At 72.0% G+C, this 26,499-nt stretch carries 26 protein-coding genes; 17 read left to right on the plus strand and 9 right to left on the minus strand.

The window, feature by feature from the left end:
- Window positions 1-18: 18 nt before the first annotated feature.
- Window positions 19-684, plus strand: a complete 666-nt coding sequence (locus ACIRQ7_RS20385) for a thymidine kinase (protein WP_404264075.1) — start codon at window positions 19-21, stop codon at window positions 682-684.
- Between the two features lie 19 nt (window positions 685-703).
- On the opposite strand, the gene ACIRQ7_RS20390 is transcribed toward ACIRQ7_RS20385, so the two are convergent.
- A complete protein-coding gene (locus tag ACIRQ7_RS20390) occupies window positions 704-1,477 on the minus strand; it encodes a VOC family protein (protein ID WP_404264077.1) in 774 nt (257 codons plus the stop codon).
- A gap of 252 nt (window positions 1,478-1,729) precedes the next feature.
- Between ACIRQ7_RS20390 and ACIRQ7_RS20395 the strand changes: the two genes are divergently transcribed.
- Window positions 1,730-2,569, plus strand: coding sequence for a sulfurtransferase (locus ACIRQ7_RS20395; RefSeq protein ID WP_404264079.1), 840 nt, complete (start codon window positions 1,730-1,732; stop codon window positions 2,567-2,569).
- A gap of 97 nt (window positions 2,570-2,666) precedes the next feature.
- Here ACIRQ7_RS20395 and sepH read toward each other — a convergent pair whose 3' ends face one another.
- On the minus strand, window positions 2,667-3,722 hold the full coding sequence (gene sepH / locus ACIRQ7_RS20400; protein ID WP_401471260.1) for a septation protein SepH: 1,056 nt from the start codon (window positions 3,720-3,722) through the stop codon (window positions 2,667-2,669).
- A 496-nt stretch (window positions 3,723-4,218) separates the two neighbouring features.
- Here sepH and ACIRQ7_RS20405 point away from each other — a divergent pair, with 496 nt between their 5' ends.
- Window positions 4,219-5,523, plus strand: a complete 1,305-nt coding sequence (locus tag ACIRQ7_RS20405) for a hypothetical protein (RefSeq protein WP_404264081.1) — start codon at window positions 4,219-4,221, stop codon at window positions 5,521-5,523.
- 64 nt (window positions 5,524-5,587) lie between these two features.
- On the opposite strand, the gene ACIRQ7_RS20410 is transcribed toward ACIRQ7_RS20405, so the two are convergent.
- Both ACIRQ7_RS20410 and ACIRQ7_RS20415 read right to left on the minus strand, forming a co-directional pair.
- Entirely contained in the window at window positions 5,588-6,928 is a 1,341-nt protein-coding gene (locus ACIRQ7_RS20410; protein WP_404264083.1) for a D-arabinono-1,4-lactone oxidase, read from the minus strand.
- 363 nt (window positions 6,929-7,291) lie between these two features.
- Complete coding sequence (locus ACIRQ7_RS20415; RefSeq protein WP_404264085.1) at window positions 7,292-8,551, minus strand: MFS transporter; 1,260 nt, start codon at window positions 8,549-8,551, stop codon at window positions 7,292-7,294.
- A gap of 201 nt (window positions 8,552-8,752) precedes the next feature.
- Here ACIRQ7_RS20415 and ACIRQ7_RS20420 point away from each other — a divergent pair, with 201 nt between their 5' ends.
- Window positions 8,753-9,907, plus strand: coding sequence for a ferrochelatase (locus tag ACIRQ7_RS20420; protein ID WP_404264087.1), 1,155 nt, complete (start codon window positions 8,753-8,755; stop codon window positions 9,905-9,907).
- A 61-nt stretch (window positions 9,908-9,968) separates the two neighbouring features.
- Window positions 9,969-10,769, plus strand: coding sequence for an inositol monophosphatase family protein (locus ACIRQ7_RS20425; RefSeq protein WP_401471245.1), 801 nt, complete (start codon window positions 9,969-9,971; stop codon window positions 10,767-10,769).
- Between the two features lie 98 nt (window positions 10,770-10,867).
- Here ACIRQ7_RS20425 and ACIRQ7_RS20430 read toward each other — a convergent pair whose 3' ends face one another.
- Complete coding sequence (locus ACIRQ7_RS20430; protein WP_404264090.1) at window positions 10,868-11,044, minus strand: hypothetical protein; 177 nt, start codon at window positions 11,042-11,044, stop codon at window positions 10,868-10,870.
- A 330-nt stretch (window positions 11,045-11,374) separates the two neighbouring features.
- Between ACIRQ7_RS20430 and ACIRQ7_RS20435 the strand changes: the two genes are divergently transcribed.
- The 4 genes from ACIRQ7_RS20435 to ACIRQ7_RS20450 all read left to right on the plus strand — a co-directional run bounded on the left by ACIRQ7_RS20435 (window position 11,375) and on the right by ACIRQ7_RS20450 (window position 15,050).
- Window positions 11,375-12,028 carry a response regulator transcription factor gene (locus ACIRQ7_RS20435; protein WP_404264092.1) on the plus strand — a complete coding sequence of 218 codons (654 nt, stop codon included), beginning with the start codon at window positions 11,375-11,377 and terminating at the stop codon, window positions 12,026-12,028.
- 6 nt (window positions 12,029-12,034) lie between these two features.
- Window positions 12,035-13,306, plus strand: coding sequence for a sensor histidine kinase (locus ACIRQ7_RS20440; RefSeq protein ID WP_404264094.1), 1,272 nt, complete (start codon window positions 12,035-12,037; stop codon window positions 13,304-13,306).
- Between the two features lie 562 nt (window positions 13,307-13,868).
- On the plus strand, window positions 13,869-14,171 hold the full coding sequence (locus ACIRQ7_RS20445) for a DUF4193 domain-containing protein (protein ID WP_393893387.1): 303 nt from the start codon (window positions 13,869-13,871) through the stop codon (window positions 14,169-14,171).
- Between the two features lie 15 nt (window positions 14,172-14,186).
- Window positions 14,187-15,050 carry a hypothetical protein gene (locus ACIRQ7_RS20450; protein WP_404264096.1) on the plus strand — a complete coding sequence of 288 codons (864 nt, stop codon included), beginning with the start codon at window positions 14,187-14,189 and terminating at the stop codon, window positions 15,048-15,050.
- A 22-nt stretch (window positions 15,051-15,072) separates the two neighbouring features.
- On the opposite strand, the gene ACIRQ7_RS20455 is transcribed toward ACIRQ7_RS20450, so the two are convergent.
- Window positions 15,073-15,516 (minus strand): DUF3093 domain-containing protein, encoded by a 444-nt coding sequence (locus tag ACIRQ7_RS20455; RefSeq protein ID WP_404264098.1) that lies wholly within the window; start codon window positions 15,514-15,516, stop codon window positions 15,073-15,075.
- Between the two features lie 57 nt (window positions 15,517-15,573).
- Between ACIRQ7_RS20455 and ACIRQ7_RS20460 the strand changes: the two genes are divergently transcribed.
- The 4 genes from ACIRQ7_RS20460 (at window position 15,574) to ACIRQ7_RS20475 (ending at window position 19,110) form a co-directional block, all read left to right on the plus strand.
- On the plus strand, window positions 15,574-16,167 hold the full coding sequence (locus ACIRQ7_RS20460; protein WP_401471229.1) for a PaaI family thioesterase: 594 nt from the start codon (window positions 15,574-15,576) through the stop codon (window positions 16,165-16,167).
- A 5-nt stretch (window positions 16,168-16,172) separates the two neighbouring features.
- A complete protein-coding gene (gene dut / locus ACIRQ7_RS20465; protein ID WP_401471470.1) occupies window positions 16,173-16,685 on the plus strand; it encodes a dUTP diphosphatase in 513 nt (170 codons plus the stop codon).
- Between the two features lies 1 nt (window position 16,686).
- Entirely contained in the window at window positions 16,687-17,454 is a 768-nt protein-coding gene (locus ACIRQ7_RS20470; protein ID WP_401471226.1) for a DUF3710 domain-containing protein, read from the plus strand.
- 477 nt (window positions 17,455-17,931) lie between these two features.
- Complete coding sequence (locus ACIRQ7_RS20475) at window positions 17,932-19,110, plus strand: alginate lyase family protein (protein ID WP_404264100.1); 1,179 nt, start codon at window positions 17,932-17,934, stop codon at window positions 19,108-19,110.
- 293 nt (window positions 19,111-19,403) lie between these two features.
- Here ACIRQ7_RS20475 and ACIRQ7_RS20480 read toward each other — a convergent pair whose 3' ends face one another.
- Complete coding sequence (locus tag ACIRQ7_RS20480; protein ID WP_404264102.1) at window positions 19,404-19,943, minus strand: GNAT family N-acetyltransferase; 540 nt, start codon at window positions 19,941-19,943, stop codon at window positions 19,404-19,406.
- Window positions 19,944-20,142: 199 nt separating this feature from the next.
- Here ACIRQ7_RS20480 and ACIRQ7_RS20485 point away from each other — a divergent pair, with 199 nt between their 5' ends.
- The 4 genes from ACIRQ7_RS20485 (at window position 20,143) to ACIRQ7_RS20500 (ending at window position 24,947) form a co-directional block, all read left to right on the plus strand.
- The gene (locus ACIRQ7_RS20485) at window positions 20,143-22,698 is read left to right on the plus strand and encodes a DUF4118 domain-containing protein (RefSeq protein ID WP_404264104.1); all 2,556 of its coding nucleotides are present in this window, start codon (window positions 20,143-20,145) and stop codon (window positions 22,696-22,698) included.
- A 103-nt stretch (window positions 22,699-22,801) separates the two neighbouring features.
- Window positions 22,802-23,485 (plus strand): response regulator, encoded by a 684-nt coding sequence (locus ACIRQ7_RS20490; RefSeq protein ID WP_401471214.1) that lies wholly within the window; start codon window positions 22,802-22,804, stop codon window positions 23,483-23,485.
- Between the two features lie 145 nt (window positions 23,486-23,630).
- Window positions 23,631-24,029 carry an OB-fold nucleic acid binding domain-containing protein gene (locus ACIRQ7_RS20495; RefSeq protein ID WP_401471211.1) on the plus strand — a complete coding sequence of 133 codons (399 nt, stop codon included), beginning with the start codon at window positions 23,631-23,633 and terminating at the stop codon, window positions 24,027-24,029.
- 3 nt (window positions 24,030-24,032) lie between these two features.
- A complete protein-coding gene (locus tag ACIRQ7_RS20500; RefSeq protein WP_404264107.1) occupies window positions 24,033-24,947 on the plus strand; it encodes a DUF3159 domain-containing protein in 915 nt (304 codons plus the stop codon).
- 110 nt (window positions 24,948-25,057) lie between these two features.
- Here the strand turns inward: ACIRQ7_RS20500 and ACIRQ7_RS20505 are convergent, their stop codons facing one another.
- Together ACIRQ7_RS20505 and ACIRQ7_RS20510 are read right to left on the minus strand one after the other, a co-directional pair.
- A complete protein-coding gene (locus ACIRQ7_RS20505; RefSeq protein ID WP_401471207.1) occupies window positions 25,058-25,732 on the minus strand; it encodes a potassium channel family protein in 675 nt (224 codons plus the stop codon).
- Window positions 25,729-26,397 carry a potassium channel family protein gene (locus tag ACIRQ7_RS20510; protein ID WP_404264109.1) on the minus strand — a complete coding sequence of 223 codons (669 nt, stop codon included), beginning with the start codon at window positions 26,395-26,397 and terminating at the stop codon, window positions 25,729-25,731. Before ACIRQ7_RS20510 ends, ACIRQ7_RS20505 begins: the two co-directional genes overlap by 4 nt.
- Between the last annotated feature and the right edge of the window lie 102 nt (window positions 26,398-26,499).

Raw genomic sequence — 26,499 nt, forward strand, 5'->3', positions numbered from 1 at the left:
AAAGGCCCGCAACTCCCCATGCCCGAGCTGGTGTTCTTCAGCGGAACGATGGACTGCGGAAAGTCGACACTCGCGCTGCAGATCGAGCACAACCGGTCCGCCCGAGGTCTGCAAGGCATGATCTACAGCCGCAACGACCGCGCCGGCCACGGCAAGTTGTCCTCCCGCCTCGGCCTGGTCACCGAGGCCGTCGAGGCGGCGGATGACATGGACTTCTACGGCCATGTCATCGGCCATCTCACCTCCGGTGGCCGGGTCGACTACGTCATCGCCGACGAGGCGCAGTTCCTCGCCCCCGAACAGGTCGACCAGCTCGCCCGCGTGGTCGACGACCTCGACCTGGACGTCTTCGCCTTCGGCATCACCACCGACTTCCGCAGCAAGCTCTTCCCCGGCTCCCAGCGGCTGATGGAACTGGCCGACCGGATAGAGGTCCTCCAGGTGGAGGCGCTCTGCTGGTGCGGCGCCAGGGCCACCCACAACGCTCGTACGGTCGATGGCCGGATGGTCGTCGAGGGCGCCCAGGTCGTCGTCGGCGATGTGGTGGGCGACGAGGACACCACATCCGCCGAGGTCGGCTACGAGGTGCTGTGCCGGCGCCATCACCGCCGCCGCCAGACCTCCGCCACCGCCCGCGCGGCCGCGCTCTCCCCGGACGTCCTGCCGGTCGACGCCACGGGATGAGCGTCGTCACCGGGAGGCGTCAGCGCTGCTCGATGACGGTGAAGACCGCGCCCTCGACGTCGGCGACGGTGGCCAGCCGGCCGTGCGCGGAATCCCGTGCGGGGCGCAGTACATGACCGCCGAGCTCGGCGACCCGGCGGGCCGCGGCGTCGGCGTCGGAGACGGCGAAGTACGTCATCCAGTGCGGCCCCCGCTCGCGCGTCAGGGCGCTCCCCACGCCGTGGATGCCCGCCACCGCCCGCCCCTTGAGGTACAGCGTCAGATAGTCGAAGTCGGCCGAGACGACGGCCTCCGATTCGAACCCGAAGACATGCTCGTAGAACGGCCCGACCGAGTGGGTGTCCTGGGTGACGAGTTCGTTCCACACCGGGGTGCCCGGCTCGCCGCTGACCGCGGTTCCCGTCATCGATCTGCCCTGCCAGATACCGAAGATCGCGCCGTGCGGGTCGGAGGCGATGGCCATCCGCCCCGCCTCGTCCGCGTCCAGCGGCCCGACTCCGACCGTCCCCCCGTAGGAACGGATCTGCTCGGCGCTCGCGTCCGCGTCGTCGCTGGCCAGGTAGGTGGTCCAGGCGACCGGAAGATGACGGTCGGGCGCCAGTTCACCGAGCCCGGCCACCTCCCGCCCGTCGAGGAACGCACGGGCGTACGGGCCGAGATGCTGCGGCCCGGGGCGGAACTCCCAGCCGAAGAGCGCGCCGTAGAACTCCTGCGTCGCGGACAGGCCATGCGCCATGAGGCTCACCCAGCAGGGCGCGCCGGGCATCCGCCGAGTCGCTGGCTCGGTCGTCATCGTCACTCTCTCCTCGCACCATCGGGGTGGTGGCCATGTGGGGGGTACGGGCGCGGGTCCCGAGCAGATGCTCGCACCCTGTGACCTGGTGTGCGCCCCGGCCGCGCCGTCTGTGGCGCGTTCGCGAGGGAGAATGCCCGATTTGCTGTTGCGCATCCGTTTCCACGGCGTTGCCTCCCGATGCAACTCCGCCATACGGAGGGTGGGCACCCGCCTTCTGTACGTAGTCGACGCTACGCAAGGATGAGTCCCATGAATGCCATCATCACCGCTACCGAACTCGCGAGCGACTTGGCAGGTCCTTCCGCTCCGGTGCTCCTGGACGTCCGCTGGCAGCTCGGCGGCCCGCCGGGCCGCCCCGAGTACGCGGCAGGTCATCTGCCCGGCGCCGTCTATGCCGATCTCGACGGCGAACTGGCCGCCGCCCCCGGCGGGGCCGGCCGCCACCCGCTCCCCGATCTCACGGTTTTCGGTGCCGCCATGCGGGCGGCCGGTGTGCGCGCGGACCGCGGCGTGGTCGTGTACGACGGCGGACAGGGCTGGGCGGCGGCCCGCGCCTGGTGGCTGCTGCGCTGGTCGGGCCACCCGGACGTCCGGGTGCTGGACGGCGGTCTCGCGGCTTGGCAGGCGTCCGGCGGAGCCCTGTCGGACGCCGTTCCGGCCCCGGCCGCAGGCGACTTCACGCCCGCCCCCGGGGCGCTCCCGCTGCTGACGGCGGACGACGCGGCACAGCTGGCCCGGCGCGGTGTCCTCCTGGACGCGCGGGCGGCCGAGCGCTACCGCGGCGACGTCGAGCCGATCGACCGCGTCGGCGGTCATATCCCGGGCGCGGTGTCCGCACCGACGACCGGGAACGTCGCGGAGGACAGCACCACCTTCCGCACTCCGTCCGAGCTCGCCGACCGGTTCGCCGCCCTGGGCGCCACCGCCGATGCCGAGGTCGGCGTCTACTGCGGTTCCGGCGTCTCCGCGGCCCACGAGGTGCTCGCCCTGGCCGTCGCGGGCATTCCCGCCGCGCTGTACGTGGGGTCCTGGAGCGAATGGTCCGGCGACCCGTCCCGCCCGGTGGCGACCGGCCCCGAGCCGGGCTGACGCGCCGCCGCCCCGGCCCGGCATGCCACGACGCCGTCCGCCCGCCTCCTGTCCAGGAGACGGGCGGACGGCGTCGTAGCTGTGGCGTCGGCCGGCGTTACTCCGGCTTCTTGCGCCGGGTGCCGAAGACGATCTCGTCCCAGCTCGGCACGGCGGCCCGGCGTCCGGGCCGCACACCGTCCGCCTCGGCCTGCCGGTCCGTCCGCCCGGTCAGCCGGTCGCCGTGTCCGGCCACCGCCCGCGGCATCAGCACATCGGCGTACGCGGAACCCGCGCCGGCACTCGCCGCCGGGGCCGGCGGCTCCTCGATCTCGTCCTCGTCGGCCGCCTCGTCGCCCTGCGGCGCCTTGACCGCCTCCGGGACGATCATGTCGCCGCGGAAGCTCGGCACGGCCTCCAGCAGGCTGGTCAGCGAATCCCGCTCCCGCTCGCCGGTGGCCTCGTCCGCGATCCGCGGCTCGGTCTCCTCGCCGGCGGGCGACCCGCGGTCCGGCATCTGCCGGTCCAGGGCGCGGTCCAGCGGCCGGTCGCGCGGCAGCCGCGCGATCCGCGGCACGAACGGGAAGCTCGGCTCCGGGGTGTCGTCGCTCTCACCGATCAGCGCCCGCGCCTCGTCGTCGACGGCCTGCACGAGCCGCCGGGGCGGGTCGTACGTCCAGATCGCGGAGTGCGGTTCGGCCGCGACGCGGTAGACCAGCAGCACCTCCCAGGTGCCGTCGTCCCGGCGCCAGGAGTCCCACTGCACGGTTTCCTTGTCGACGCCGCGCAGCAGCAGCCGCTCGGCCACCGCCTCGCCGAGCTGCGGGCCGGTGTTCTCGCCGGGGCGGCGTACGGGGGTCTTGCGGGCGCGTTCGGCCATGAACGCGCGCTCGGCGAGCACCGGGCCCTCGAAGCGGCGCACCCGGTCGACGGGGATGCCGGCGAGCTGTGCGACCTCTTCGGCGGAGGAGCCTGCGCGTATCCGCGCCTGGATGTCCCGCGGCCGCAGATGACTCTCGACCTCGATCTCGATCTGGCCGAGCCGCGCACGGTCGTTGCGGACGGCGGCGCGCAGCCGCTCATCGATCGGAAGCGTGTACTCGGTGCTGTCCGCAGCTTTGAGCACCAGCCGTGTGCCGTCGTTGGAGACGGCCACGACACGCAGTTCGGGCATGGGGACCTCCCGGGTGGTGCCTGCCGACGTCACGTACGTCGCTGCTTCCGCTAGTCGAGTGTGGCCTGCCCGGGTGCAGCCTGCCACAACATTGCCGAGTTGCCCGGCGCGTCGGGGCTTGGCCCTGAAACGCCGCTATGACACGGTTACCGGTTTGCAATGTTCGGTGACCATGCCGTCTTCCCTGTGACCGATCACCCGTGCCGAGCGGCGGCACCCCAGGGCCGGGGCCGCCTTCAGGGCCCCTCCCGTGAGTCCGGGCAGCCGGACGGGAAACCGGGGCCAGGGCTCGCCACAGTACTCCATTCGGGCCACCGGGGTGGACCGCCGCGCCGCCGAACTTCTGGCGGGGTAACGGAGTTGGGTCGTCTTGTCGATCTCTCTACCGCGCCCAAGGTGGCGATGTTCACAGAATCGACAGATTCGGAACTTTTGAGTCCGCTGAATGGTCCCTTCTCTGTGCAAGATGGATCGAAGGGGCGATCAAGGGCTGGAGATGGACGAAGAAACCGAAACGGACACGAAGAAGAAGGAGAAGCGGATCGATCTGAGCGTTGCTCAGGTCGCGGGCAGTGCTCTCGCGGCGGCCGTCGCCGCCTACCTCGCGGGCCGGCTCGGCGTATACGGAACCATCATCGGCGCGGGTGTGGTCAGTGTCGTGGCCACGACCGGCGGCTCGGTTTTCCAGCATCTGTTCCGGCGCACGGGCGAACAGCTCAAGGAGGCGAAGGTCGTGACCCGGCCCAAGCCCCGCCGCTTCCCCCTCACCCGCTCCCACACCCCGGCGGACTCCGGGACGGGCCCCCTCAGCGGTTCCGGCGCGCATGCGGGGGAGGCGCAGCGCGCCGACCCGACCATGGTGCTGGCGACATTCGACAGGCAGGGTGCGGAGGACGAGGTCACGTCCGTCGCCGCCCGGGAGTCCGGCCCCGGCGCGGACCGTACCCAGCTGATCCCGCGAGCCGGTCAGGTCGGCGGCCGCGGACCCTCCGGCGCGCATCCCGCCCCGGAGGGCGACGACGCGACGCGGATGCTGCGTCCCGTCGATGACGACGCGACGCGCGCGCTGCGCCCCGTGAAGGCGGGCGGGCAGGAGCGCCCCGCGGACCGGACGCAGCTGGTCCCGAGGCTGGAGGAACGGACCCAGCTGGTGCCGCGGGTGGACGAGCGGACGATGGCCCTGGGTCAGGCCGCACCCGGCCGGACCGGTGCGACGGCTGACGTGGATGCCGCGTCCGGTAAGGCCGCCGCGAAGGCAGAAGGGGCAGAGGAGGAGGTCGAGGAGGTCGCTCACGCGACGTACGGCACCCGGCTGCGGGGCTGGAAGCGGCCGGCGCTCGGTGCGTTCGCCGTCTTCGTGCTCGCCATGGGGGCGGTCACCGCCACCGAGCTGATCACCGGTCAGACGTCGAGCGGCGCCCCGGGCACGACCCTGAGCCATCTCACCCACCCCGCTGATACGGGACGGGACCGGCCGGACACCCCCCAGTCGCCCGACCCCCGTCACTCCACCGGACACGGCAAGGACCACGGCAGCGGCGACGAGCCGTCGCCCGACCCCAGCGGCTCCGGCAGGACCGGCACCGGTGACGGCACGGATCCCGGCACCCGGTCCCCGTCGCCGTCCCCGTCGGACGGTGGCAGGACCTCGCCGGCCCCCAGCACCTCACCGTCGACCGAGCCGTCGCCGAGCGGTTCGGCCGGCACCGGGGACGGGGGCGGCGACAGCACCGGCTCCACCGGTGACGACAGCCAGAAGAACCCCGACGGACAGCAGGTCCCGGATCCCGGCGCCTCCTGACGCCGGGCCACCGACGGCCGCGGTCCGCGCCCCTTTTGCGGGGCCGGACCGCGGCCGTCGTGCGTCAGTCGCCCAGGACCCGGCGCAGATAGTTGTTGGCGAACCGGCGCTCGGGGTCGAGGCGGTCGCGGACCGCGGTGAACTCACCGAACCGCGGATAGACGTCGGCCAGGTAACCGGCGTCGCGGGTGTGCAGCTTCCCCCAGTGCGGCCGGCCGCCGTGCGCCGTCATGATCCGCTCGGTGGCGGCGAAGTACGCCTGGTGCGGAGTGCCCCGGTACATGTGGACGGCGAGATACGCGGTGTCCCGGCCTGAGGCGGTGGACAGCGGGATGTCGTCGGCCGGTGCGGTACGCACCTCCACCGGGAAGCTGACCCGGAAGTCCGACCGCTCGACCAGCGCCTTCAGCTCCCGCAGCGCCCCGACGGCGGCCTCGCGGGGCAGCGCGTACTCCATCTCCACGAACCGCACCCGGCGGGGCGAGGTGAAGACCTTGTACGGGATGTCGGTATAGGTACGGGCCGACAGGGCGCGGCTGGAGATCTTGGCTATGCCGGGTATGGCCGCCGGCACGGCCCGTCCCATGGTGCAGGCGGCCTGGAAGACGCCGTTGGACAGCAGCTCGTCCTCGACCCAGGCGCTGATCCTGCCGGGCGGTGCCGCGGGGCCCTGGCTGCGGTTGTTGCGCTTGGTGTTGCAGCTGCCGGTGTGCGGGAACCAGTAGAACTCGAAGTGCTCGTTCTCGGCGACCAGCTCCTCGAACCGGTCGGTGACCTCGTCGAACCCCATCGGTTCCTCGCGGGCGGTCAGCAGGAACTCCGGCTCGACGGCGAAGGTCAGCTCGGTGATCACGCCCAGGGCGCCCAGGCCCAGCCGCGCGGACGCGAAGACGTCCGGATGCTCCTCGGCGGAGCAGTTCAGCACCGAGCCGTCGGCGGTGACCAGTTGCAGGCCGGTGATCTGGGCGGCCACCGAGGCGGAGTCGCGGCCGGTGCCGTGGGTGCCGGTGGCGGCCGCCCCGGAGGCGGTCTGCTCCATGATGTCGCCCATGTTGGTCAGCGACAGGCCGTGTGCGGCGAGCGTCTCGTTGAGGAGCTTGAGCGGGGTGCCGGCGGCGACCGTCACCGTGCCGGCCGCCCGGTCGACCTTCCGTACGCCGGCCAGCCGCTCGGGGCGGATCAGCAGCCCGTCGGTGGCGGCCACGGGGGTGAAGGAGTGGCCGGTGCCGGCCGCCTTGACGGTCAGTCCGTCGGCGGTGGCGGCGCGGACGGCGGCGGCGAGTTCGCCGGTGGTGGCGGGGGCCACGGTCCGTGCGGGGCGGGCGGTGACATTGCCCGCCCAGTTGCGCCACGGCCCGTGCGGGCCGCGCCCTCCCGAGCCGCCGAGGGCGGTGCTGGCTGCCATGGTGACGTCCCCTCCCTGCGCGCGGGCCGCCCCGTCGGCCGACCGTTGGTGTGAGCGCATGATGTCAGTCACCGACGCGACATCCAGGTGGCGTGACGGGAATCACATGATCAAGGAATCGGCCCGAACCGACCGGCTCCCGGACATGTCGCACGGACATAGCGCGCGGACATAGCGCGCGGACCCGGCGCACGAATCTGACGCACGGACAGATCGCGCGGACACGGCGCGCGGACCCGTGGCGCGGATGCGGCGCACGGACTTGCCGTACCGACCTGAGCGGATGCTCATGCAGTGAGCCCGCCCGGGGTGCCCGGCCCCGCGTCACGCCGGCCGGTGCCCGTCACACCGCAGGCCCTCGGGTCACGCCACCGGTTCCTCGTCCCGCGTCCGGTCCGTCCCGGCGCCGTACGCGACGGGCTGCGCCGCCCCGTTCGCGGCGGCCCCCGGCCGGAGCCGCCGGTAGCCGGTGAAGGCGATCAGCGCCGCGAGGACGCCTGCCGCACCCGGTACGAGATAGCCGCGTTCGGCGCCCGCCGCGTCCACCACCAGGCCGGCCGCCGAGGAGCCGAGCGCGACACCCACCGCGAGGCCGGTGCTCACCCAGGTCATGCCCTCGGTCAGCTTGGCGCGCGGTACGTGTTCCTCGACCACCGCCATGGTGGTGATCATCGTCGGGGCGATGGACAGCCCGGCGACGAACAGCGCCACCGCCATCAGCGGCAGGGAGTGCACCAGCTGGAGCGGCACCATGCTCACCGCCATCGCGCAGACCCCCACCAGCCAGCGCCGGGACGGACGCCCCTTGAGGTGCAGCAGCCCGAAGACGGCACCGGCCAGGCACGAACCGAGCGCGTAGACCGCGAGCACCAGACTCGCGGCGTTCTTGTGGCCCTCCTCCTCGGCGAACGCGACGGTCACCACGTCGATCGCCCCGAAGATCGCGCCGGTCGCCACGAACGTCCCCACCAGCACCTGCAGGCCGCGCGAGCGCAGCGCCGACCCCTTGGTGTGTGCTTCCCGCGGATGCGGCACCGGTTCCGTACGCCGCTGCGCGGTCAGCCAGAAGACCCCGGTGGCCAGGAACACGGCGGCCAGCAGCGGACCGGCCTCCGGGAACCACGTCGTGGACAGCCCGATGGACAGGATCGGGCCGAAGATGAAGCACGTCTCGTCGACGATCGATTCCCAGGAGTACGCGGTGTGCAGCTCGCGGGGGGAGTCGCGGTACAGCTCCGCCCAGCGGGCGCGGATCATCGAGCCGACGCTCGGCACGCAGCCGGCGAAGGCCGCGAAGACGAACAGCGTCCAGTCCGCCCAGCGTTGCTGCGCGCTCAGCAGCAGTCCGGCGACAGCGGCGAGGGACATCAAGGTGGCCGGGCGGAGCACCCGGCGCTGGCCGTGCCGGTCGACGAGCCGGGAGATCTGCGGGCCGATCCCCGCGGCGGAGAGTGCGACCGTCGCGGACAGCGCACCGGCCAGGCCGTAGCGGCCGGTCAGCTGGGAGACCATCGTGACGATGCCGATGCCCATCATCGACAGCGTCATCCGGCCCAGCAGCCCGGCGGCGGAGAACGACTTGGTGCCGGGACGGCCGAAAATGGCGCGGTAGGGACTGGCCAACGAGAGTGCTCCGCCGGGGTGAGGACCGAAGATCGGTAAGGGACATCAGGGGCCGATACAGCTTACCGGCGCGGCCGGCCGCACGCCTCCCGTTTTCCGGCCGCCGCCGTCCCCCGCCGGCAGGCGACGGCGCCCGCCCCGAACGCCGTCGCGCAGGGGCCTGCCCGCCGCGTCCGGAGGAAGGGTGGCAGGATCGATGACATGCCCGAACAGTGCGATGCACCTCCCTACGACGCCCTGCTGCTGCTGTCCTTCGGCGGCCCCGAAGGCCCCGACGACGTCGTCCCGTTCCTGGAGAACGTCACCCGCGGCCGCGGCATCCCCCGCGAGCGCCTCAAGGAGGTGGGGCAGCACTACTTCCTGTTCGGGGGCGTCAGCCCCATCAACGCGCAGAACCGCGCGCTGCTGGACGCACTGCGCGAGGACTTCGCCGAGCACGGCCTGGACCTGCCCGTCTACTGGGGCAACCGGAACTGGGCGCCGTATCTGACCGACACCCTGCGGGCGATGGTCCGCGACGGCCATCGCCGGATCGCCGTCCTGGCCACCAGCGCCTACGCCTCGTACTCGGGCTGCCGGCAGTACCGCGAGAACCTCGCCGACGCGCTCGCCGTCCTCCAGGACGAGGGGCTGCCCGTCCCCCGCGTCGACAAGCTGCGGCACTACTTCAACCACCCCGGTTTCGTCCGGCCGATGATCGACGGTGTGCTGGCGTCCCTCGCCGAACTGCCGCAGGACGCCCGTGAAGGCGCCCACATCGCCTTCACCACGCACTCCATCCCCACCGCGGCCGCCGACACCTCGGGCACGCCCGCCGACCACACGGAGGACGGCACGGGCGGCGCGTACGTCGCCCAGCACCTGGACGTGGCGCGGGTGATCGTGGACGCGGTGCGTGCGGAGACCGGCGTGGACCACCCCTGGCGGCTCGTCTACCAGTCGCGCAGCGGGGCCCCGCACATCCCCTGGCTGGAGCCGGACATCTGCGACCACCTGGAGGCCGTGCACCGCCAGGGCGTGTCCGCCGTCGTCATGGCCCCCATCGGGTTCGTCTCGGACCACATGGAGGTCAAGTACGACCTCGACACCGAAGCCACCGCCAAGGCCGCCGAGCTGGGACTGCCGGTCGCCCGGTCGGCGACCGTCGGCGCCGACCCGCGGTTCGCCGCGGCCGTCCGTGAGCTTCTCCTGGAGCGCGCCGCCGCCGAACGCGGCGGCACCCCGGAGCGCTGCGCCCTGGGCGCCCTCGGCCCGGGCCACGACCTGTGCCCGGTCGGCTGCTGCCCCGCACGGGCCGCACGCCCGGCCGCCGCCGGCGCGGACTGGCACGGCCCGGTGGCGGGCGCCCCGGCGTGAGCCCCGGGAAGGCCGAAGGCCCCCGAACGACCGACAACCGCTCGTCCGAGCAAGGAGCACCGTGCCCGACCCGTTGAACGACGAACTGCTCGAACTGGCCCTGGAGGCGGCCCGCCGCGCGGGAACGCTGCTGCGCGACGGCCGGCCCGCCGACCTGGGCGTCGCCGCCACCAAATCCAGCCCCATCGACGTCGTGACCGAGATGGACATCGCCTCCGAGAAGCTGATCACCGGCTTCATCGGGGAACACCGTCCCGACGACGGCTTCCTGGGGGAGGAGGGCGCCAGCGTCGAGGGCACCAGCGGGGTGCGCTGGGTCATCGACCCCATCGACGGCACCGTCAACTACCTCTACGGGCTGCCCGCCTGGTCGGTGTCCATCGCGGCGGAGAAGGACGGCGAGACGGTCGTCGGCGTCGTCGCCGCCCCCGTGCGAGGGGAGACCAGCCAGGCAGTCCTCGGCCGCGGCGCGTTCACCAACGGCGAGCGGATCCGCCACCGTCCGGCGCCGCCGCTCTCCCAGGCGCTGGTCGCCACCGGCTTCGGCTACCTCGCCGAGCGCCGGGCCGGCCAGGCCGAGGTGCTGCGCACCCTGGTGCCGCAGGTCCGCGACATCCGCCGGGGCGGGTCGGCGGCGATCGACCTGTGTGACGTGGCGTGCGGCCGCGTCGACGCCTACTACGAGCGCGGGCTGAACCCGTGGGACCTGGCGGCCGGTGTGCTGATCGCCCGTGAGGCCGGTGCGCTCACCGGCGGCCGGCCCGGCGAGCCGGCCTCACACGAGCTGACCGTCGCGGCCGCCCCGGAGCTCTTCGCCGAGCTCCAGCCGCTCCTGGAGGAGCTCGGCGCCTGGCACGACTGACCCGCCGCCGCGCCTGTGCGGGCACGACAGAGCCCCGGCATCGTCCGCTGGATGCCGGGGCTCTGTCGCAGCCTGAAGCTGTCGTACGTGCCGGAGGATCAGGCGTGGCTGACCGCGCCGACCGCGACGCCGTGCTCGGTGGCAAGGCGCTGCAGATCTTCGAGTTCGGCCTGCTCGACCTCGGCGAGGAATTCGTCGCCCGACGCGCGAGCCCGATCGAGATCGGCTTCGGTGTTCTTTATGCGCTGCAGAATGCCTGCGGTGAACGCGTCCATGGTGCGCCCCCTCGTCGTGGGTCGGTGGCACGGGGGTGTGCCGACGGGTGGGTCGATCACGGCGTGGTCCCTGTGTGGAGCAGGTCGTGGCAAGACGCCTTACAGGGCGTGATCGCGGGTGTTCAGTCGTCCTCCCCGCGGGCAACCTCACGGAAACCTCAACCCGCCCGGGAATCCTGCCGATCGGGCGCCGCACGCCCGCCCGCATGCCCCCGTTCCACCCCTCCGCACCCCTCTTACCGCCGGTTTATGGCTCTTCGGGGCAGGATGGAAGTGCTCGGAAACATTGTTGTGCCCTGTTCATGAGGGCCCTGGGGAAGGACTAGCGACGTGCGTGTTCTCGTCGTCGAGGACGAGCAGCTGCTCGCCGATGCTGTGGCCACCGGACTGCGCCGGGAGGCCATGGCCGTCGACGTGGTCTACGACGGCGCTGCCGCCCTGGAGCGGATCGAGGTCAACGACTACGACGTGGTCGTCCTGGACCGCGACCTTCCGCTCGTCCACGGCGACGACGTGTGCCGCAAGCTCGTCGAGCTGGGGATGCCGACCCGCGTCCTGATGCTCACGGCCTCCGGGGACGTCAGCGACCGGGTGGAGGGACTGGAGATCGGTGCGGACGACTACCTCCCCAAGCCCTTCGCCTTCACCGAGCTGACCGCCCGGGTGCGCGCCCTCGGGCGTCGTACGACCGTCGCGCTGCCGCCCGTCCTGGAGCGGGCCGGCATCAAGCTGGACCCCAACCGCCGCGAGGTCGTCCGCGACGGCAAGGAGGTCCAGCTCGCGCCCAAGGAATTCGCGGTGCTGGAGGTTCTGATGCGCAGTGAGGGCACGGTCGTCTCGGCCGAACAGCTCCTGGAGAAGGCCTGGGACGAGAACACCGACCCGTTCACCAACGTCGTGCGGGTCACCGTCATGACCCTGCGCCGCAAGCTCGGCGAGCCCGCGGTGATCGTCACCGTCCCCGGCTCGGGATACCGGATCTGACCGGCGATGCCTTCCCTGCCCTCGTTCTCCAAGCCGTCACCCACCACCCCGCCCGCCGCGCCGCCGAAGCCCACCTGGGACCCCAAGCCGGTCAGTGTCCGGCCCTTCCCCTGGCTGCGGCCCACCATCCGGATACGGCTCACGCTGCTCTACGGCGGCATGTTCCTGATGGCCGGCATCGTGCTGCTGACGATCATCTACATGCTCGCCGCGAACGCCCTGAGCGAGGGCAGTGACCTTCCCTTCAAGATCGTCGACGCGCGGGGCCTGCGGATCTCCAGTTCCAGTTGCCCCGGCCTGTCCTCGGTGGTCGACGTCGGCCAGCTGAACGGCGCGGCCAGCGAATGCCTGCTGCATCAGCGGGCCATCGCCCTGGACACCCTGCTCCAGCGTTCCCTGATGGCGCTCATGGGGCTGACCATCGTCGCCTTCGCGTTCGGCTACGCCATGGCCGGCCGGGTGCTGTCGCCGCTGGGCCGCATCACCCGCACCGCGCAGCGGGTGGCCGGTTCGGACCTGCACCGGCGCATCGAGCTGGGCGGGCCGGACGACGAGCTCAAGGAGCTGTCCGACACCTTCGACGAGATGCTGGACCGCCTGGACCGGGCCTTCGAGTCCCAACGGCGCTTCGTCGCCAACGCGTCGCACGAGTTGCGCACACCGCTGGCGATCAACCGCACCCTGTTGGAGGTGCAGCTCGCCGATCCGGATGCGTCGCCCGAGCTGGCGCAGCTCGGCAAGACGCTGCTGGCCACCAACGAGCGCAGTGAGCAGCTGGTGGAGGGCCTGCTGCTGCTCGCCCGCAGCGAGAACAAGATCGTGGACAAGAAGCCGGTCGATCTGGCCGAGGTCGCCTCGCAGGCCGTCGAGCAGTCCCGCGGGGAGGCGCAGACCAAGGGCGTGGAGTTCCGCGGCGCCCGTATGCAGGTCTTCGTCCAGGGCAACGGCGTGCTGCTGGAGCGGATCGCGCTGAACCTCGTACAGAACGCCGTGCGCTACAACGTCCCCGGCCACGGCTGGGTCGAGGTCACCACCGAGCCGCAGCCGGGCTGCGCGGTGCTGGTCGTCGCCAACACGGGGCCGGTGGTCCCCGCCTACGAGGTGGAGAACCTCTTCGAGCCGTTCCGGCGGCTGCGTACGGAGCGCACCGGCAGCGACAAGGGCGTCGGCCTCGGGCTGTCCATCGTGCGGTCCGTGGTGCGGGCGCACGACGGCAGCATCACGGCCGAACCGCGGGAGGGCGGCGGCCTGGTGATGCGGGTCGTACTGCCGCTCTGACCTGCGCCGTCCCGCGCGGCTTCCGTGGAGTGTCTGCACGGGGGCTGTGAGGGGGTTGTGCGGCCCGTGGGAGCCGTGCGGAGGCGGGGCGGGGGTCTCGGGCATCCGTGCGGGTGGTCGCGTCCCGAGGGGCCGCACACCGCTTCGCGTCCGGTTTGACGGGGAGGTGGGGTGGCGTGGATCCTTCGCCACGTTCGCTTTGCGCGGAATTCAGGGGGTCCGCACACCGCTCCTGCGATGTGTGATCCCTCACAGGCCTCAGATTTCGTCCCTCTACGCTCCGTGATCGAAACCCCCGGTGGATAGCCGGGAAAATCCGGGTTTCCGGGGGCCCCGATCACGGGAAGTACACGGGATGGGCTGCGCGAGGTGCGACATTCGGACCGTGTACGGTCCTGATCGCATCCAAACCGATCACCTCTTCCGGGGTGCGGTTGGGTGTCGATTGAGTAACAGACCTTGATGTGAGGCAAAATCTCCGCCTCAGGTCGGGCACAAGTCCGGCCTCTCACGCGTTACGAGCGCTGAGACACCGCAGACACCCAGAGGGGGAGAGCGACTAATGGCTACGGATTACGACACCCCACGCAAGACCGATGACGACCTCAACGAGGACAGCATCGAGGAGCTGAAGGCCCGGCGGAACGACAAGTCCACCTCGGCCGTCGACGTCGATGAGTTCGAGCAGGCCGAAGGCCTGGAACTCCCCGGCGCCGACCTTTCCAACGAAGAGCTCGCCGTACGTGTCCTGCCCAAGCAGCAGGACGAATTCACGTGCATGAGCTGCTTCCTGGTCCACCACCGCAGCCAGCTCGCCGCGGAGGACAAGAACGGCCAGCCGATCTGCCGCGACTGCGCGGCCTGAGGAACGGTCGACGCCGTGGCAGGCGTGAACCCGTTCCGTAAGGGCCCCAAGGGCGCGAATGGCCCGGCGGCCGGCGCACGATCACGCGACGAAACCGCGCCCGTGCCCGCCGACCAGACCGCCCTGCCCCCGGAGCGGACGACCGGTGCACCGCAGGAGCGGGGCCGCACGGCCTCGCTCGCGGCCACGGTCGGGCGCGGTGCGAAGAAGGGCGGCGCGGGCGCTCGGGCCGGTCTCGCCGCGATCGCCGACCGCATCATCGAGACGGCCCCGCGGATCCCGGTCCGTGATCTGGCCACACTGCGCGCGCAGTTCCCCGGACTGACCCCCGAGGAACTCGCCGACAAGCTCGTCGCGGGCGCCGCCAGAGGCTCTGCCACCGTCGGCGCGGGCGTCGGAGCGGCAGCGATGCTGCCCGTGCCTCCCGCCATGCCGGCCGAGCTCGCCGCCGAGGTGACGGGTGTCGCCTCGGTCGAGATCAAGCTCGTCGCCGAGCTGCACGAGGTCTACGGCCTGCGGCCCCCCGGGAGCCTCAAGCAGCGCGCGATGGCCTACCTCAAGTCCTGGACCGAGGAGCGGGGCATCGAGGTCATGAAGCCCGCCTCGCTGAACATCGCGCTCGGCGGCCAGATGAGGCGCGAACTGCGCCAGCAGATCATGAAGCGCACGCTGCGCAACCTCCCCAACCTCACCCCGTTCATGATCGGCGCCGCGGTCGGCGCGTTCATGAACCGCCGGGACACCAGACGGCTCGCGGACAAGATCCGCGCGGACCTGCGGACGAAGCAGGTGCCCTGGGACGCGCTGCCCGAATCCGCGCCGGCGGCCCTGCCTGCCACTCTGCGGCCCGGAGCGGTCCCGCCCGGCCCCGGGGAGTGAACTCCCCCGCCCGTTCCTCCCGTCAGGCGCGTGCGGCCGCCAGGGCAGCCACCAGGCGCTCCGGCTCGCGCGTCGAGAGATAGGCGTACGGCGTCGGGTCCGCGGGATCGGTGATCTCCACCCGGACCGCGGTGCGGACGTAGCTCCGCAGCAGCATGAACGCACGGGCATCGGCCCGGTGCGTACGCCAGGCCATCGCCTCCTCCGCGTCCAGGACGTGGGCCTCGCCCAGGGCCGTCGCCGGGATCTTCGCGTCGCCCGCGATCAGTGCGCCGCCGACCACCCGGATACGGGCCGAGCCGTACGCACTCACCGCCACCGCGGACAGCGCGGCGCCGCCGATCAGGCCGCCGAGCATCGGGAGCGTCCCCAGCGGAAGCAGCATCAGGGCGCAGGCGATGCCGATCATGACGGCGATCACCCACCAGGAGCGGGGCGCGGTGAGACGTTCTTCGTACGGCTGCATGGCTCCAGCTTGGCACGGCGGCGCGGGCCCCCTACGCGCGCGGGTAGGGTCTGCGGCGTGAGTGGAACTGACGAACCCAGGGCGAGGCTGACGCCACCGAAGGATGCCGTCGCTCCGGTCCGGCACCCCGAGGCGCCGGCGCCCGGAGAGCTTCTCGGCACGCACTACGACCGGTGCTTCGGCTGCGGCACGGGTCAGCCGCACGGCCTGCACCTGGAGGCGCGGGCCGGCGACGGCGTGAGCGTGCGGGCGGAGTTCACCGTCAAGGAGGCCCACCAGGGAGCGCCGGGCCTGGCGCACGGCGGTGTGCTGGCCACCGCGCTGGACGAGACGCTCGGCTCGCTGAACTGGCTGCTGCGGGTGATCGCGGTGACCGGCCGGCTGGAGACCGATTTCGTACGGCCGGTGCCGGTGGGCACGGACCTGCATCTGGACGCGCGGATCACCGCGGTGCACGGGCGGAAGATCTACTCGAAGGCCGTGGGGCGGATAGGCGGCCCGGACGGACCGGTCGCGGTGCGCGCGGAGGCGGTCTTCATCGAGGTGAAGGTCGACCACTTCATCGACAACGGACGGACCGAGGAGATCCAGGCGGCGATGGCCGACCCGGACCAGGTCAAGCGAGCACGTGCTTTTGAGGTGAACCCGTGAGTCAGTTGCGCAATCCGGTGGAGGTGCTGCTGCGGCGGCTGGATCCGGACGTTCCGGTGCCCTCCTACGGGCATCCCGGCGACGCCGGCGTGGATCTGGTGACCCGCGAGGCGGCCGAACTCGCGCCGGGGGAGCGCGCCGTGCTCCCCACAGGGGTGTCGATCGCGCTGCCCGACGGCTACGCCGCTTTTGTGCACCCGCGCTCCGGCCTGGCCGCCCGCTGCGGGCTGGCATTGGTGAATGCCCCTGGGACGGTGGATGCCGGGTACCGTGGGGAGATCAAGGTGATCGTGGTCAATCTGGATCCGCGCGAGAGCGTGCGGTTCGAGAGGTTCGACCGGATCGCCCAACTGGTCGTCCAGCAGGTCGAGAAGGTGCGCTTCCACGAGGTGGCGGAACTTCCCGGCTCGGCGCGGGCCGAGGGGGGATTCGGGTCCACCGGCGGTCATGCGGCGGTGGACGGCCCCACGGGCGGGAATGGATACGCATCGGTCGGTGCCGACCGGGAAGGACAGTGACGTGTTCGGACGTCGCAAGAAGAACGAGGCTCCTGAAGAGTCGGCGGAGGACGCCGCACTCGTCGAGGAGGAAGCGGTGAGCGACGCCGAAGGGGACGAGGCGTCGGGGTCCAGGCTCAGCCTTCCGCCCGCGCCGCGGCCCGACGGGCCCTGGGACGCGTCGGAGGTCAACGAGCCGGGCGAAGGCCGGGTCGACCTCGGCGGCCTCTTCGTGCCCGGTGTCGAGGGCATGGAGCTGCGGGTGGAGGTCGCCGGTGACGCGATCGTCGCCGCGACCGTGGTGCTGCAGGACAGCGCCGTGCAGCTGCAGGCTTTCGCCGCTCCCAAGAACGAGGGGATCTGGGGCGAGGTCCGCGAGGAGATCGCCTCCGGCATCACCCAGCAGGGCGGCGTGATCGACGAGGTCGAGGGTCCGCTGGGCTGGGAGCTGCGGGCCCAGGTGCCCGTGCAGCTGCCGGACGGGACGAACGGCGTGCAGGTCGTGCGCTTCGTCGGCATCGACGGTCCGCGGTGGTTCCTGCGCGGTGTGATCTCCGGCCAGGGCGCGGTGCAGCCGCAGGCCGCCGGGGTGCTGGAGCACATCTTCCTGGACACCGTGGTGATCCGGGGCGACTCCCCGATGGCACCGCGTGACCCGATCGTGCTGAAGCTGCCCGACGACGCGCAGATGGTTCCGGACGGCGTGCAGCAGGAGCCGGTCGAGGGATCGCGTTTCGGCGGCGGCGTCGAGCGCCTGGAGCGCGGGCCGGAGATCACCGAGATCCGCTGAACCACCACGGAGCCGGCCGGGCGCGGGATGCCCGGCGGTTTCGCGAAGCCGGCCACGAAGGGCCGTACCCCTGGAGCGGGTACGGCCCTTCGTGCTGCGTACGGAAGGCCGCCCGGCGGCGCGGCCGGGCCCTGCCGGTGGTCGTCATCCCTCGGAGGGTGACGCGTCCGGTGCCCGTGGAGACCGTCGCACCAGGGCGCCGTCGGCCGCGCGCCCGATCGGCCGGTGCGCGGCTCGCCGCGGGGGAGGGGGCCCCGGGCCGCCCGCGTTCGACATCTGAACTTCCCTTCCGGATAAGCCAGTTGATTCCCGCGCATGTCGCCCCCGCGCCGTCCCGGTGCCGGCGCCAGGCCTTGACGGCGCCCGGGGTTGCCTCTACGTTCGCCAGCCATCGCAGGCGTTCATGTCAACGCCTGTCGTTCATGTACGAGAACAGCTCCCCTCCATCGAGCCTCTCGACAGGAAGGCACACCCCCCATGCGCAGAAGGTCCACCCTCGTCGCCGGCGCCCTGCTCGGCGCCCTCACGGCGAGCCTCCTGATCGGCGCCCCGTCCTCGGCGGCGCCCGCCACCTTCACCCACCCCGGCGTGCTGGTCGGCACCGGACAGCTCGACCTCGCCCGCAGCAAGGTCAACTCCGGCGCCCAGCCCTGGAAAAGCGCCTACGACGCCATGATGGCGAGCAAGTACGCCTCGCTGGACCGCACTCCCAAGCCGCGCGCCGTCGTCGAATGCGGTTCGTACTCCGACCCGAACCACGGCTGCACCGACGAACGTGAGGACGCCCTCGCCGCCTACACCTTGTCGCTGGCCTGGTACATCACCCGCGAGCCCAAGTACGCGGAGAAGGCGATCCAGATCATGGACGCCTGGTCCGGCACCATCAAGGACCACACCAACAGCAACGCCCCGCTGCAGACCGGCTGGGCCGGCTCCTCCTGGCCGCGCGCCGCGGAGATCATCCGCTACAGCTACGGCGGCTGGGACAAGGGCCGCGCCGACCGCTTCGCCGGCATGCTGCGCGATGTCTACCTCCCCAAGGTCATCAACGGGTCCCAGAGCAACGGCAACTGGGAGCTGAGCATGCTGGAGGCGGCCGTCGGCATCTCCGTCTTCATCGAGGACAAGGGGGCGTACGACAAGGCCGTCGCCAAGTTCCGTGCCCGGGTGCCCGCGTACATATATCTGAAGTCCGACGGTGATCTGCCCAAGACCGCCCCGGGCAGCGGCCTGGACACCCGCGACAAGATCATCAAGTACTGGCAGGGCCAGTCCACCTTCGTCGACGGGCTCACCCAGGAAACCTGCCGCGACTTCACCCACACCGGATACGGCCTCTCGGCCCTCTCGCACATCGCCGAGACCACCCGGCTCCAGGGCCAGGACCTCTACCCCGAGGTCGCCGACCGACTGCGCCACGCGCTCGGCTTCCAGGCCACCTACGAGCTGGGCACCGCGCCGCCGTCATGGCTGTGCGGGGGCAAGGTCAAGCGCGGTCTGGGGCCCGTCACGGAGGTCGGCTACAACGCCCTGCACAACCGGTTGGGCCACGAGATGACCCGCACGAAGGAGCTGACCGAGCAGCAGCGCCCGGCCGGTTCCAACAACCTCTTCGTCGGCTGGGAGACCCTCACCCACGCGGAGAACCCCAGCTGAACCGGGGCCGGCCCGCGCGGCACCGAGCCGCCACGGGCCGGCGGCCGGGACCGCGTCGACACCCCGCCGGGCAGGCCGGCGGGGTGTCCGCCCGGGGTGCCGACCGGATCACCGGCCACGCCCACGAGCCGACCTCCCCTCCTGCCGCACGTGCTCGCCACCGGCCGGTGGGTCACACGCACCGTGCCGGTCGGCCGGGCGGCCGCACCGAAGACCGGCCCCCAGCCAGGCCGGGCACCGGACCGCCCTCAGCCGGACCGGTCCTCAACCGGGCCGCCCCCAGGCACCCGCCCTCACCACACATCGCCCTCGCGCCAGTCGCAGGTCAGGTCGGCGTCGAGGTCGAGGCGGGCGGAGCCCGGGAAGACGTAGATGCAGCCGTCCTCGTCGGGTGTGCGACGGATCCCGTCGGGAGTGAAGGCCCAGGAGCGGCCCCGCCAGAGCTGCCAGCCGCGCGCCGCGTAGAAGGCCGCGGCCTCGTCGGAGGCGCCCAGCGCGCCGAGGTCGTACGCCCGGCGCACCACCGGCTCCAGGGCGCCCATCAGCGCCGCGCCCAGGCCGTGGCCGCGCCGGTCCGCGCGGACGCCCACGCCCTCCACGTAGCCGCAGCGCAGGGCCCGTCCGCCGTGCAGCAGCCGGCGCTGGACGACACAGGCGTGACCGGTCAGGACGCCGCCCTCGTGGATCAGCGCGTGCAGTCCGCCCAGCGCGTGCTCCCAGTCCTCCGCCGTCATGTCGTCGAAGACGTCGTACAGCAGGGTGCGGGCCGCCTTGAGGGTGGCGGTGTCCAGATCGGCGGTATGGGCGATACGTACCTCGGTCATGGGCGTCATCCTGGCAGCCGGGGGCGCGCCGGGGCGAGGGAATTGCGGCCTGCCGCCCCCGCCCGGCGGTCGTCCTCGTGCCCGGCATCAGAGTCGCGTCAAGACCCGGCGCAAAGCCGTCGCCCAGGGCCCTCGTCCCTCGTTCCGGCCGTAGGGTCGAGGCAGGTCCAGCCCGGTGGGGGCGGCCTTCACGTAAGACAATGGGGCCATGGCACGCGGCAAGCTACGGATCTACCTCGGTGCGGCACCGGGCGTCGGCAAGACCTACGCGATGCTGTCCGAGGCGCACCGGCGTGTGGAGCGCGGCACGGACGCCGTCGTCGCGTTCGTCGAGCACCATGAACGGCCCCGCACCGAGGTGATGCTGCACGGCCTGGAGCAGATCCGGCGCCGGGAGCTGGAGTACCGCGAGGCGGCATTCACCGAAATGGACGTGGACGCGGTGCTGGCACGGGCGCCGGCCGTGGCCCTGGTCGACGAGCTGGCGCACACCAACGTCCCCGGTTCGCGCAACGCCAAGCGCTGGCAGGACATCGAGGAGCTGCTGGAGGCCGGGATCGATGTGGTCTCGACCGTCAACATCCAGCATCTGGAGTCACTCGGTGACGTCGTCGAGTCGATAACGGGCGTCCGCCAGCGTGAGACCGTGCCCGATGAGATCGTCCGCAGGGCCGACCAGCTCGAACTGGTCGACATGTCGCCACAGGCGATCCGCCGCCGGATGGCACACGGCAACATCTACCGGTCCGACAAGGTGGACGCCGCGCTCTCCAACTACTTCCGGCCGGGCAACCTCACCGCGCTGCGCGAACTGGCATTGCTGTGGGTCGCCGACCGGGTCGACGAATACCTGCAGGAGTACCGCGCCGAGCACTCGATCCGCTCCACCTGGCAGGCCCGCGAACGCATCGTCGTCGGCCTCACCGGCGGCCCGGAGGGACGGACCCTCATCCGCCGCGCCGCCCGGATGGCGGCCAAGGGGTCGGGCAGCGAGGTGCTCGCCGTCTACATCGCGCGCAGCGACGGCCTGACCTCCGCCTCGCCCAAGGAGCTCGCCGTCCAGCGGACCCTGGTGGACGACCTCGGCGGCACCTTCCACCACGTCATCGGCGACGACGTCCCCCGCGCGCTGCTGGACTTCGCCCGCGGGGTCAACGCCACCCAGATCGTGCTGGGCTCCAGCCGCCGCAAGACCTGGCAGTACGTCTTCGGGCCCGGTGTGGGCGCCACCGTCGCCCGCGAATCGGGGCCCGACCTCGACGTGCACATCGTCACGCACGACGAGGTCGCCAAGGGCCGCGGGCTGCCGGTGGCGCGCGGGGCCCGGCTGGGCCGGTCCCGGCTCATCGCCGGCTGGCTCGTCGGCGTCGTGGCGCCGGTGCTGCTGTCGCTGCTGCTCACCAGCATCGAGAACGGTCCCGGGCTCGCCAACGACGTGCTGCTCTTCCTCTTCCTGACGGTCGTCGCCGCGCTGCTCGGCGGGCAGCGGCCGGCGCTGGCCTCGGCGGCCGTCGGCTCGCTGCTGCTCAATTTCTACTTCACGCCGCCCACCCACACCCTCACCGTCAGCGACCCGACCAACATCGTGGCCATCGTGATCTTCTTCGCGGTAGCCGTGTCGGTCGCGTCCGTGGTGGACCTCGCGGCCCGCCGCACCCACCAGGCGGCCCGGCTGCGCGCCGAGTCGGAGATCCTCTCCTTCCTGGCGGGCAGCGTGCTGCGCGGTGAGACGACCCTGGACGCGCTGCTGGAGCGGGTGCGCGAGACCTTCGGGATGGACGCGGTGGCGCTGCTGGAGCGGCGCAGCGACGTCGATCCGTGGACCTGCGCGGGCCGTGCGGGCGACCCCGACCACGGCAAGCCGCTGCTGCGCCCGGACGACGCGGACGTCGACATGCCGGTGGGTGACCACATGGCGCTGGCCCTGACCGGCCGGGTGCTGCCCGCGGAGGACCGCCGGGTGCTGGCCGCGTTCGCCGCGCAGGCCGCCGTCGTACTGGACCGCCAGCGGCTGGTGGGCGAGGCGGCGCGGGCGCAGGAGCTGGCCGAGGGCAACCGCATCAGGACGGCGCTGCTCGCGGCGGTCAGCCACGACCTGCGTACGCCGCTCGCGAGCATCAAGGCGTCCGTGACGTCCCTGCGCTCCGACGACGTCGCCTGGTCACCCCAGGACGAGGCGGAGCTGCTGGCGGGCATCGAGGCGGGCGCCGACCGGCTCGACCACCTGGTGGGCAACCTTCTGGACATGTCGCGGCTGCAGACCGGCACGGTCACCCCGCTGATCCGCGAGATCGACCTGGACGAAGTGGTGCCGATGGCGCTGGGCGGCGTACCGGAAGGCAGCGTCACCCTCGACATCCCCGAGGAACTGCCGATCGTCGCCGTCGATCCGGGGCTGCTGGAGCGCTCGGTCGCCAATCTCGTCGAGAACGCCGTCAAATACAGCCCGCCCGGCGTGGGCGTGCTGGTCGCGGCCAGTGCGCTCGGCGAGCGGGTGGAGCTGCGGATAGCCGACCGCGGGCCGGGCGTCCCCGACAGCGCCAAGGACCGGATCTTCGAGCCCTTCCAGCGCTACGGTGACGCGCCGCGCGGAGCCGGCGTGGGGCTCGGACTCGCGGTCGCGCGCGGCTTCGCGGAGGCGATGGGCGGCACGCTCGCCGCCGAGGACACCCCCGGCGGCGGGATGACGATGGTCCTCACCCTGCGCACCGCGCCCGGCCGGCCGCCGGCCCGGCCCGACCTCCCGGCACGGGCGACCACATGAGCCCCGCCGACCCCGGCACGCCCATCGCACCCACCACCTCCACACCCCCCGCGGGCCGCGCCCGCCGGGGACCGACGGACCATGACCAAAGGGGAGAACGCCAGTGAACCGGGTGCTTGTGGTCGATGACGAGCCGCAGATCGTCCGCGCCCTCGTGATCAACCTGAAGGCGCGCAAGTACGAGGTGGACGCGGCCCCCGACGGGGCCACCGCCCTCAAACTCGCCGCCGCCCGCCACCCCGACGTCATCGTCCTGGACCTCGGGCTGCCCGACATGGACGGCGTCGAGGTGATCAAGGGCCTGCGCGGCTGGACCCGGGTGCCGATCCTGGTGCTCTCCGCCCGGCAGACGTCCGACGAGAAGGTCGAGGCGCTGGACGCGGGGGCCGACGACTACGTCACCAAGCCGTTCGGGATGGACGAGCTGCTGGCCCGGCTGCGGGCCGCGGTGCGCAGGGCCGAACCGACGGGTCCGGCCGACGACGAGGTGATCGTGGAGACCGACGGCTTCACCGTCGACCTCGCGGCGAAGAAGGTCAACCGCGACGGCCGCGACATCCGGCTGACCCCCACCGAATGGCATCTGCTGGAGGTCCTGGTCCGCAATGCCGGCCGCCTGGTCAGCCAGAAGCAGCTGCTCCAGGAGGTCTGGGGCCCCTCGTACGGCACGGAGACCAACTATCTGCGGGTCTACATGGCCCAGCTGCGCCGCAAGCTGGAGAGCGACCCCTCGCACCCGCGGCACTTCGTCACGGAACCGGGCATGGGCTACCGCTTCGAGCAGTGAGGCGCCCGCGCGGTGACGTGCCGCGCGCGAGGGGGTGCTTGCGGCACGGGGGTGAACGGGCGGGGCGACGGCAGGTGCGTCAGCCCGGTGGCGAGTCCGTGCACAGGCAGTGATCGGGGGCCCGGCGCACCGGTACGCTGGAGTTATGAGTGCTGGGACCCGATCCGAGAAGCCGGCCGGACGCTTCCGCCGGATGCTCGACAGGCTGTCCTCCTCCGAGGAGGAGCTGCAGACGGCTGAGCTGCAGCAGGACACGCAGGCGACGGGGTGCACCCGCATCTGCGACTGCGACGACCGCCAGATAGTCAAGGTCACCGGCACCCTGCGGCATGTGACGCTGCGACCGCGTGCCGGTGTGCCTGCCCTGGAGGCGGAATTGTTCGACGGTTCCGCCGCACTCGACGTGGTGTGGCTCGGACGCCGCTCCATCGTGGGCATCGAGCCCGGCCGTAAGCTCATCGCCTCGGGCCGGGTCTCCATGAGCCACGGACGCCGGGTGCTCTTCAATCCGAAGTACGAACTCCGACCACTCGGACAGGAGTAGCCGGTGACGTCTCACGACCGACCGACCACTGACCGTTCAGCCTCTTCCGGCACCACCCCTTCGGACCCCCCCGGCGCTGTCGCCGAGGACGGGTCCGGCACGTCCGCAGCCGACCCGGCCGCTCCTGGCACCGGCAAGGACGCCGACGGCAGAGCAGTCACCGAGGCGGCCCTCTTCGAGGCGTTCGGCGGCGTACGCGGCATGGTGGAGACCGTTCTCCCCGGCCTGCTGTTCGTCACGATCTTCACGATCAACAAGGACCTGCACGTCTCGGCGATCGCGGCGCTGGCCGTCTCGCTGGTGCTGGCGGCCGTCCGGCTCGTCCGCAGGGACACCGTCAAGCACGCCTTCAGCGGCGTCTTCGGGGTGGCCTTCGGCGTCGTCTTCGCGATGATGACCGGCAACGCCAAGGACTTCTACCTGCCGGGCATGCTCTACACCCTCGGCCTGGCGCTCGCCTACATCATCACGACCGTCGCCGGCGTCCCGCTGATCGGCCTGATCCTGGGCCCGGTGTTCAAGGAGAACCTCTCCTGGCGCACCCGCAACCCCGGCCGCAAGAAGGCGTACGCCAAGGCCAGCTGGGCCTGGGGGCTGATCCTGCTCGCCAAGTGCGCGATCCTCTTCCCGCTCTACTTCTGGGCGAACACCTCCCAGCTGGGCTGGGTGCTGATCGCGCTGAAGATCCCACCGTTCCTGCTCGCCGTCTACCTGACGTGGGTCTTCCTGGCGAAGGCGCCGCCGCCCATCGACGTCTTCGCGGAGATGGAGGCGCGGGAGAAGGCCGAGGAGGAGGCCGAGCGGCAGCGCGTGCGCGAGCGCGAGGTCCTGGGCACCGTCGCGGACGATCTTGCGGAGGGCCTCACGGCCGAGGCGGTCGCCGAGCGCCCCTCGCAGGGGCCGCGCCACCGCCGCTGAGCCGGCCGCACACAGCGGCGAAGGGCCCCGGGACCTCTTCGGTCCCGGGGCCCTTCGTCATTGGCGTGCGCCTGCTCCGCCCGCGGGGCGGGCCGTCGCCGGACGGCCGCTCAGGCGGAGTCGTCGCGGCGCATCGACAGCAGGTCCTCCAGCTGCTCCTCACGCGACTGGGCCGCGACGAACAGCAGCTCGTCGCCCGCTTCCAGCGCGTCCTCCTTGTTGGGCGTGAGCACCCGCGTACCGCGGATGATCGTCACCAGGGAGGTGTCCTCGGGCCACTCCACATCGCCGACCCGGGTGCCGGCCAGCGCGGCCTCCGGGGGCAGGGTCAGCTCGACGAGGTTGGCGTCGCCGTGGCTGAAGCGCAGCAGCCGGACGAGATCGCCGACGCTCACCGCCTCCTCGACCAGGGCCGACATCAGACGCGGTGTGGAGACGGCGACATCGACGCCCCAGGCCTCGTTGAACAGCCACTCGTTCTTGGGGTTGTTGACCCGGGCGACCACCCGCGGCACGCCGTACTCGGTCTTGGCGAGCAGCGAGACGACGAGGTTGACCTTGTCGTCGCCGGTCGCCGCGATGACGACGTTGCAGCGCTGCAGCGCCGCCTCGTCGAGCGAGGTGATCTCGCAGGCGTCGGCCAGCAGCCACTCCGCCAGCGGCACCCGCTCGACCGAGATGGCGGTCGGCGCCTTGTCGATGAGCAGGATCTCGTGACCGTTCTCCAGCAGCTCGCCGGCGATGGACCGGCCCACCGCACCCGCGCCCGCAATCGCGACCCTCATGCGTGCGCCTCCTCAGGACCTTCGGCGAATGCCGCTTCGACCGTCTCGACGTCGCCGGTGCGCATCATCACGTGCACCAGGTCGCCTTCCTGCAGCACCGTCTGAGAGGTCGGCAGTGTCGCCTCGCCCAGCCGGGTGAGGAAGGCGACGCGGACGCCGGTCTCCTCCTGCAGCGTGCTGATCTTGTGGCCCACCCAGGCCGGGGAGGTGTGCACCTCGGCGAGCTGGACGCCGCCGCTGGGGTCCCGCCACAGGGGTTCGGCACCCGACGGCATCAGGCGGCGCAGCATCTGGTCCGCCGTCCAGCGGACGGTGGCCACGGTGGGGATGCCCAGGCGCTGGTAGACCTCGGCGCGACGCGGGTCGTAAATACGGGCCGCGACGTTCTCGACGCCGAACATCTCGCGCGCCACCCGGGCGGCGATGATGTTGGAGTTGTCGCCACTGGAGACGGCGGCGAACGCGCCCGCCTCCTCGATGCCGGCCTCGCGCAGCGTGTCCTGGTCGAAGCCCACGCCGGTCACCCGGCGGCCGCCGAAGGACGAGCCCAGGCGACGGAACGCGGTCGGGTCCTGGTCGACCACCGCGATGGTGTGCCCCTGGCTCTCCAGGGTCTGCGCGAGCGCGGAGCCCACGCGACCGCACCCCATGATGACGATGTGCATGCTGATTACCCCGTGCCCTGGACTAGCGCGCTGACCTGCACAAACACCCTGCTCACTACTTTCTTCTCCGAGTACCGGCGACACGAAGCCACTGCTCGCGAT

The sequence above is a fragment of the Streptomyces sp. NPDC101393 genome (genome assembly GCF_044767385.1).
Lineage (GTDB): Bacteria > Actinomycetota > Actinomycetes > Streptomycetales > Streptomycetaceae > Streptomyces.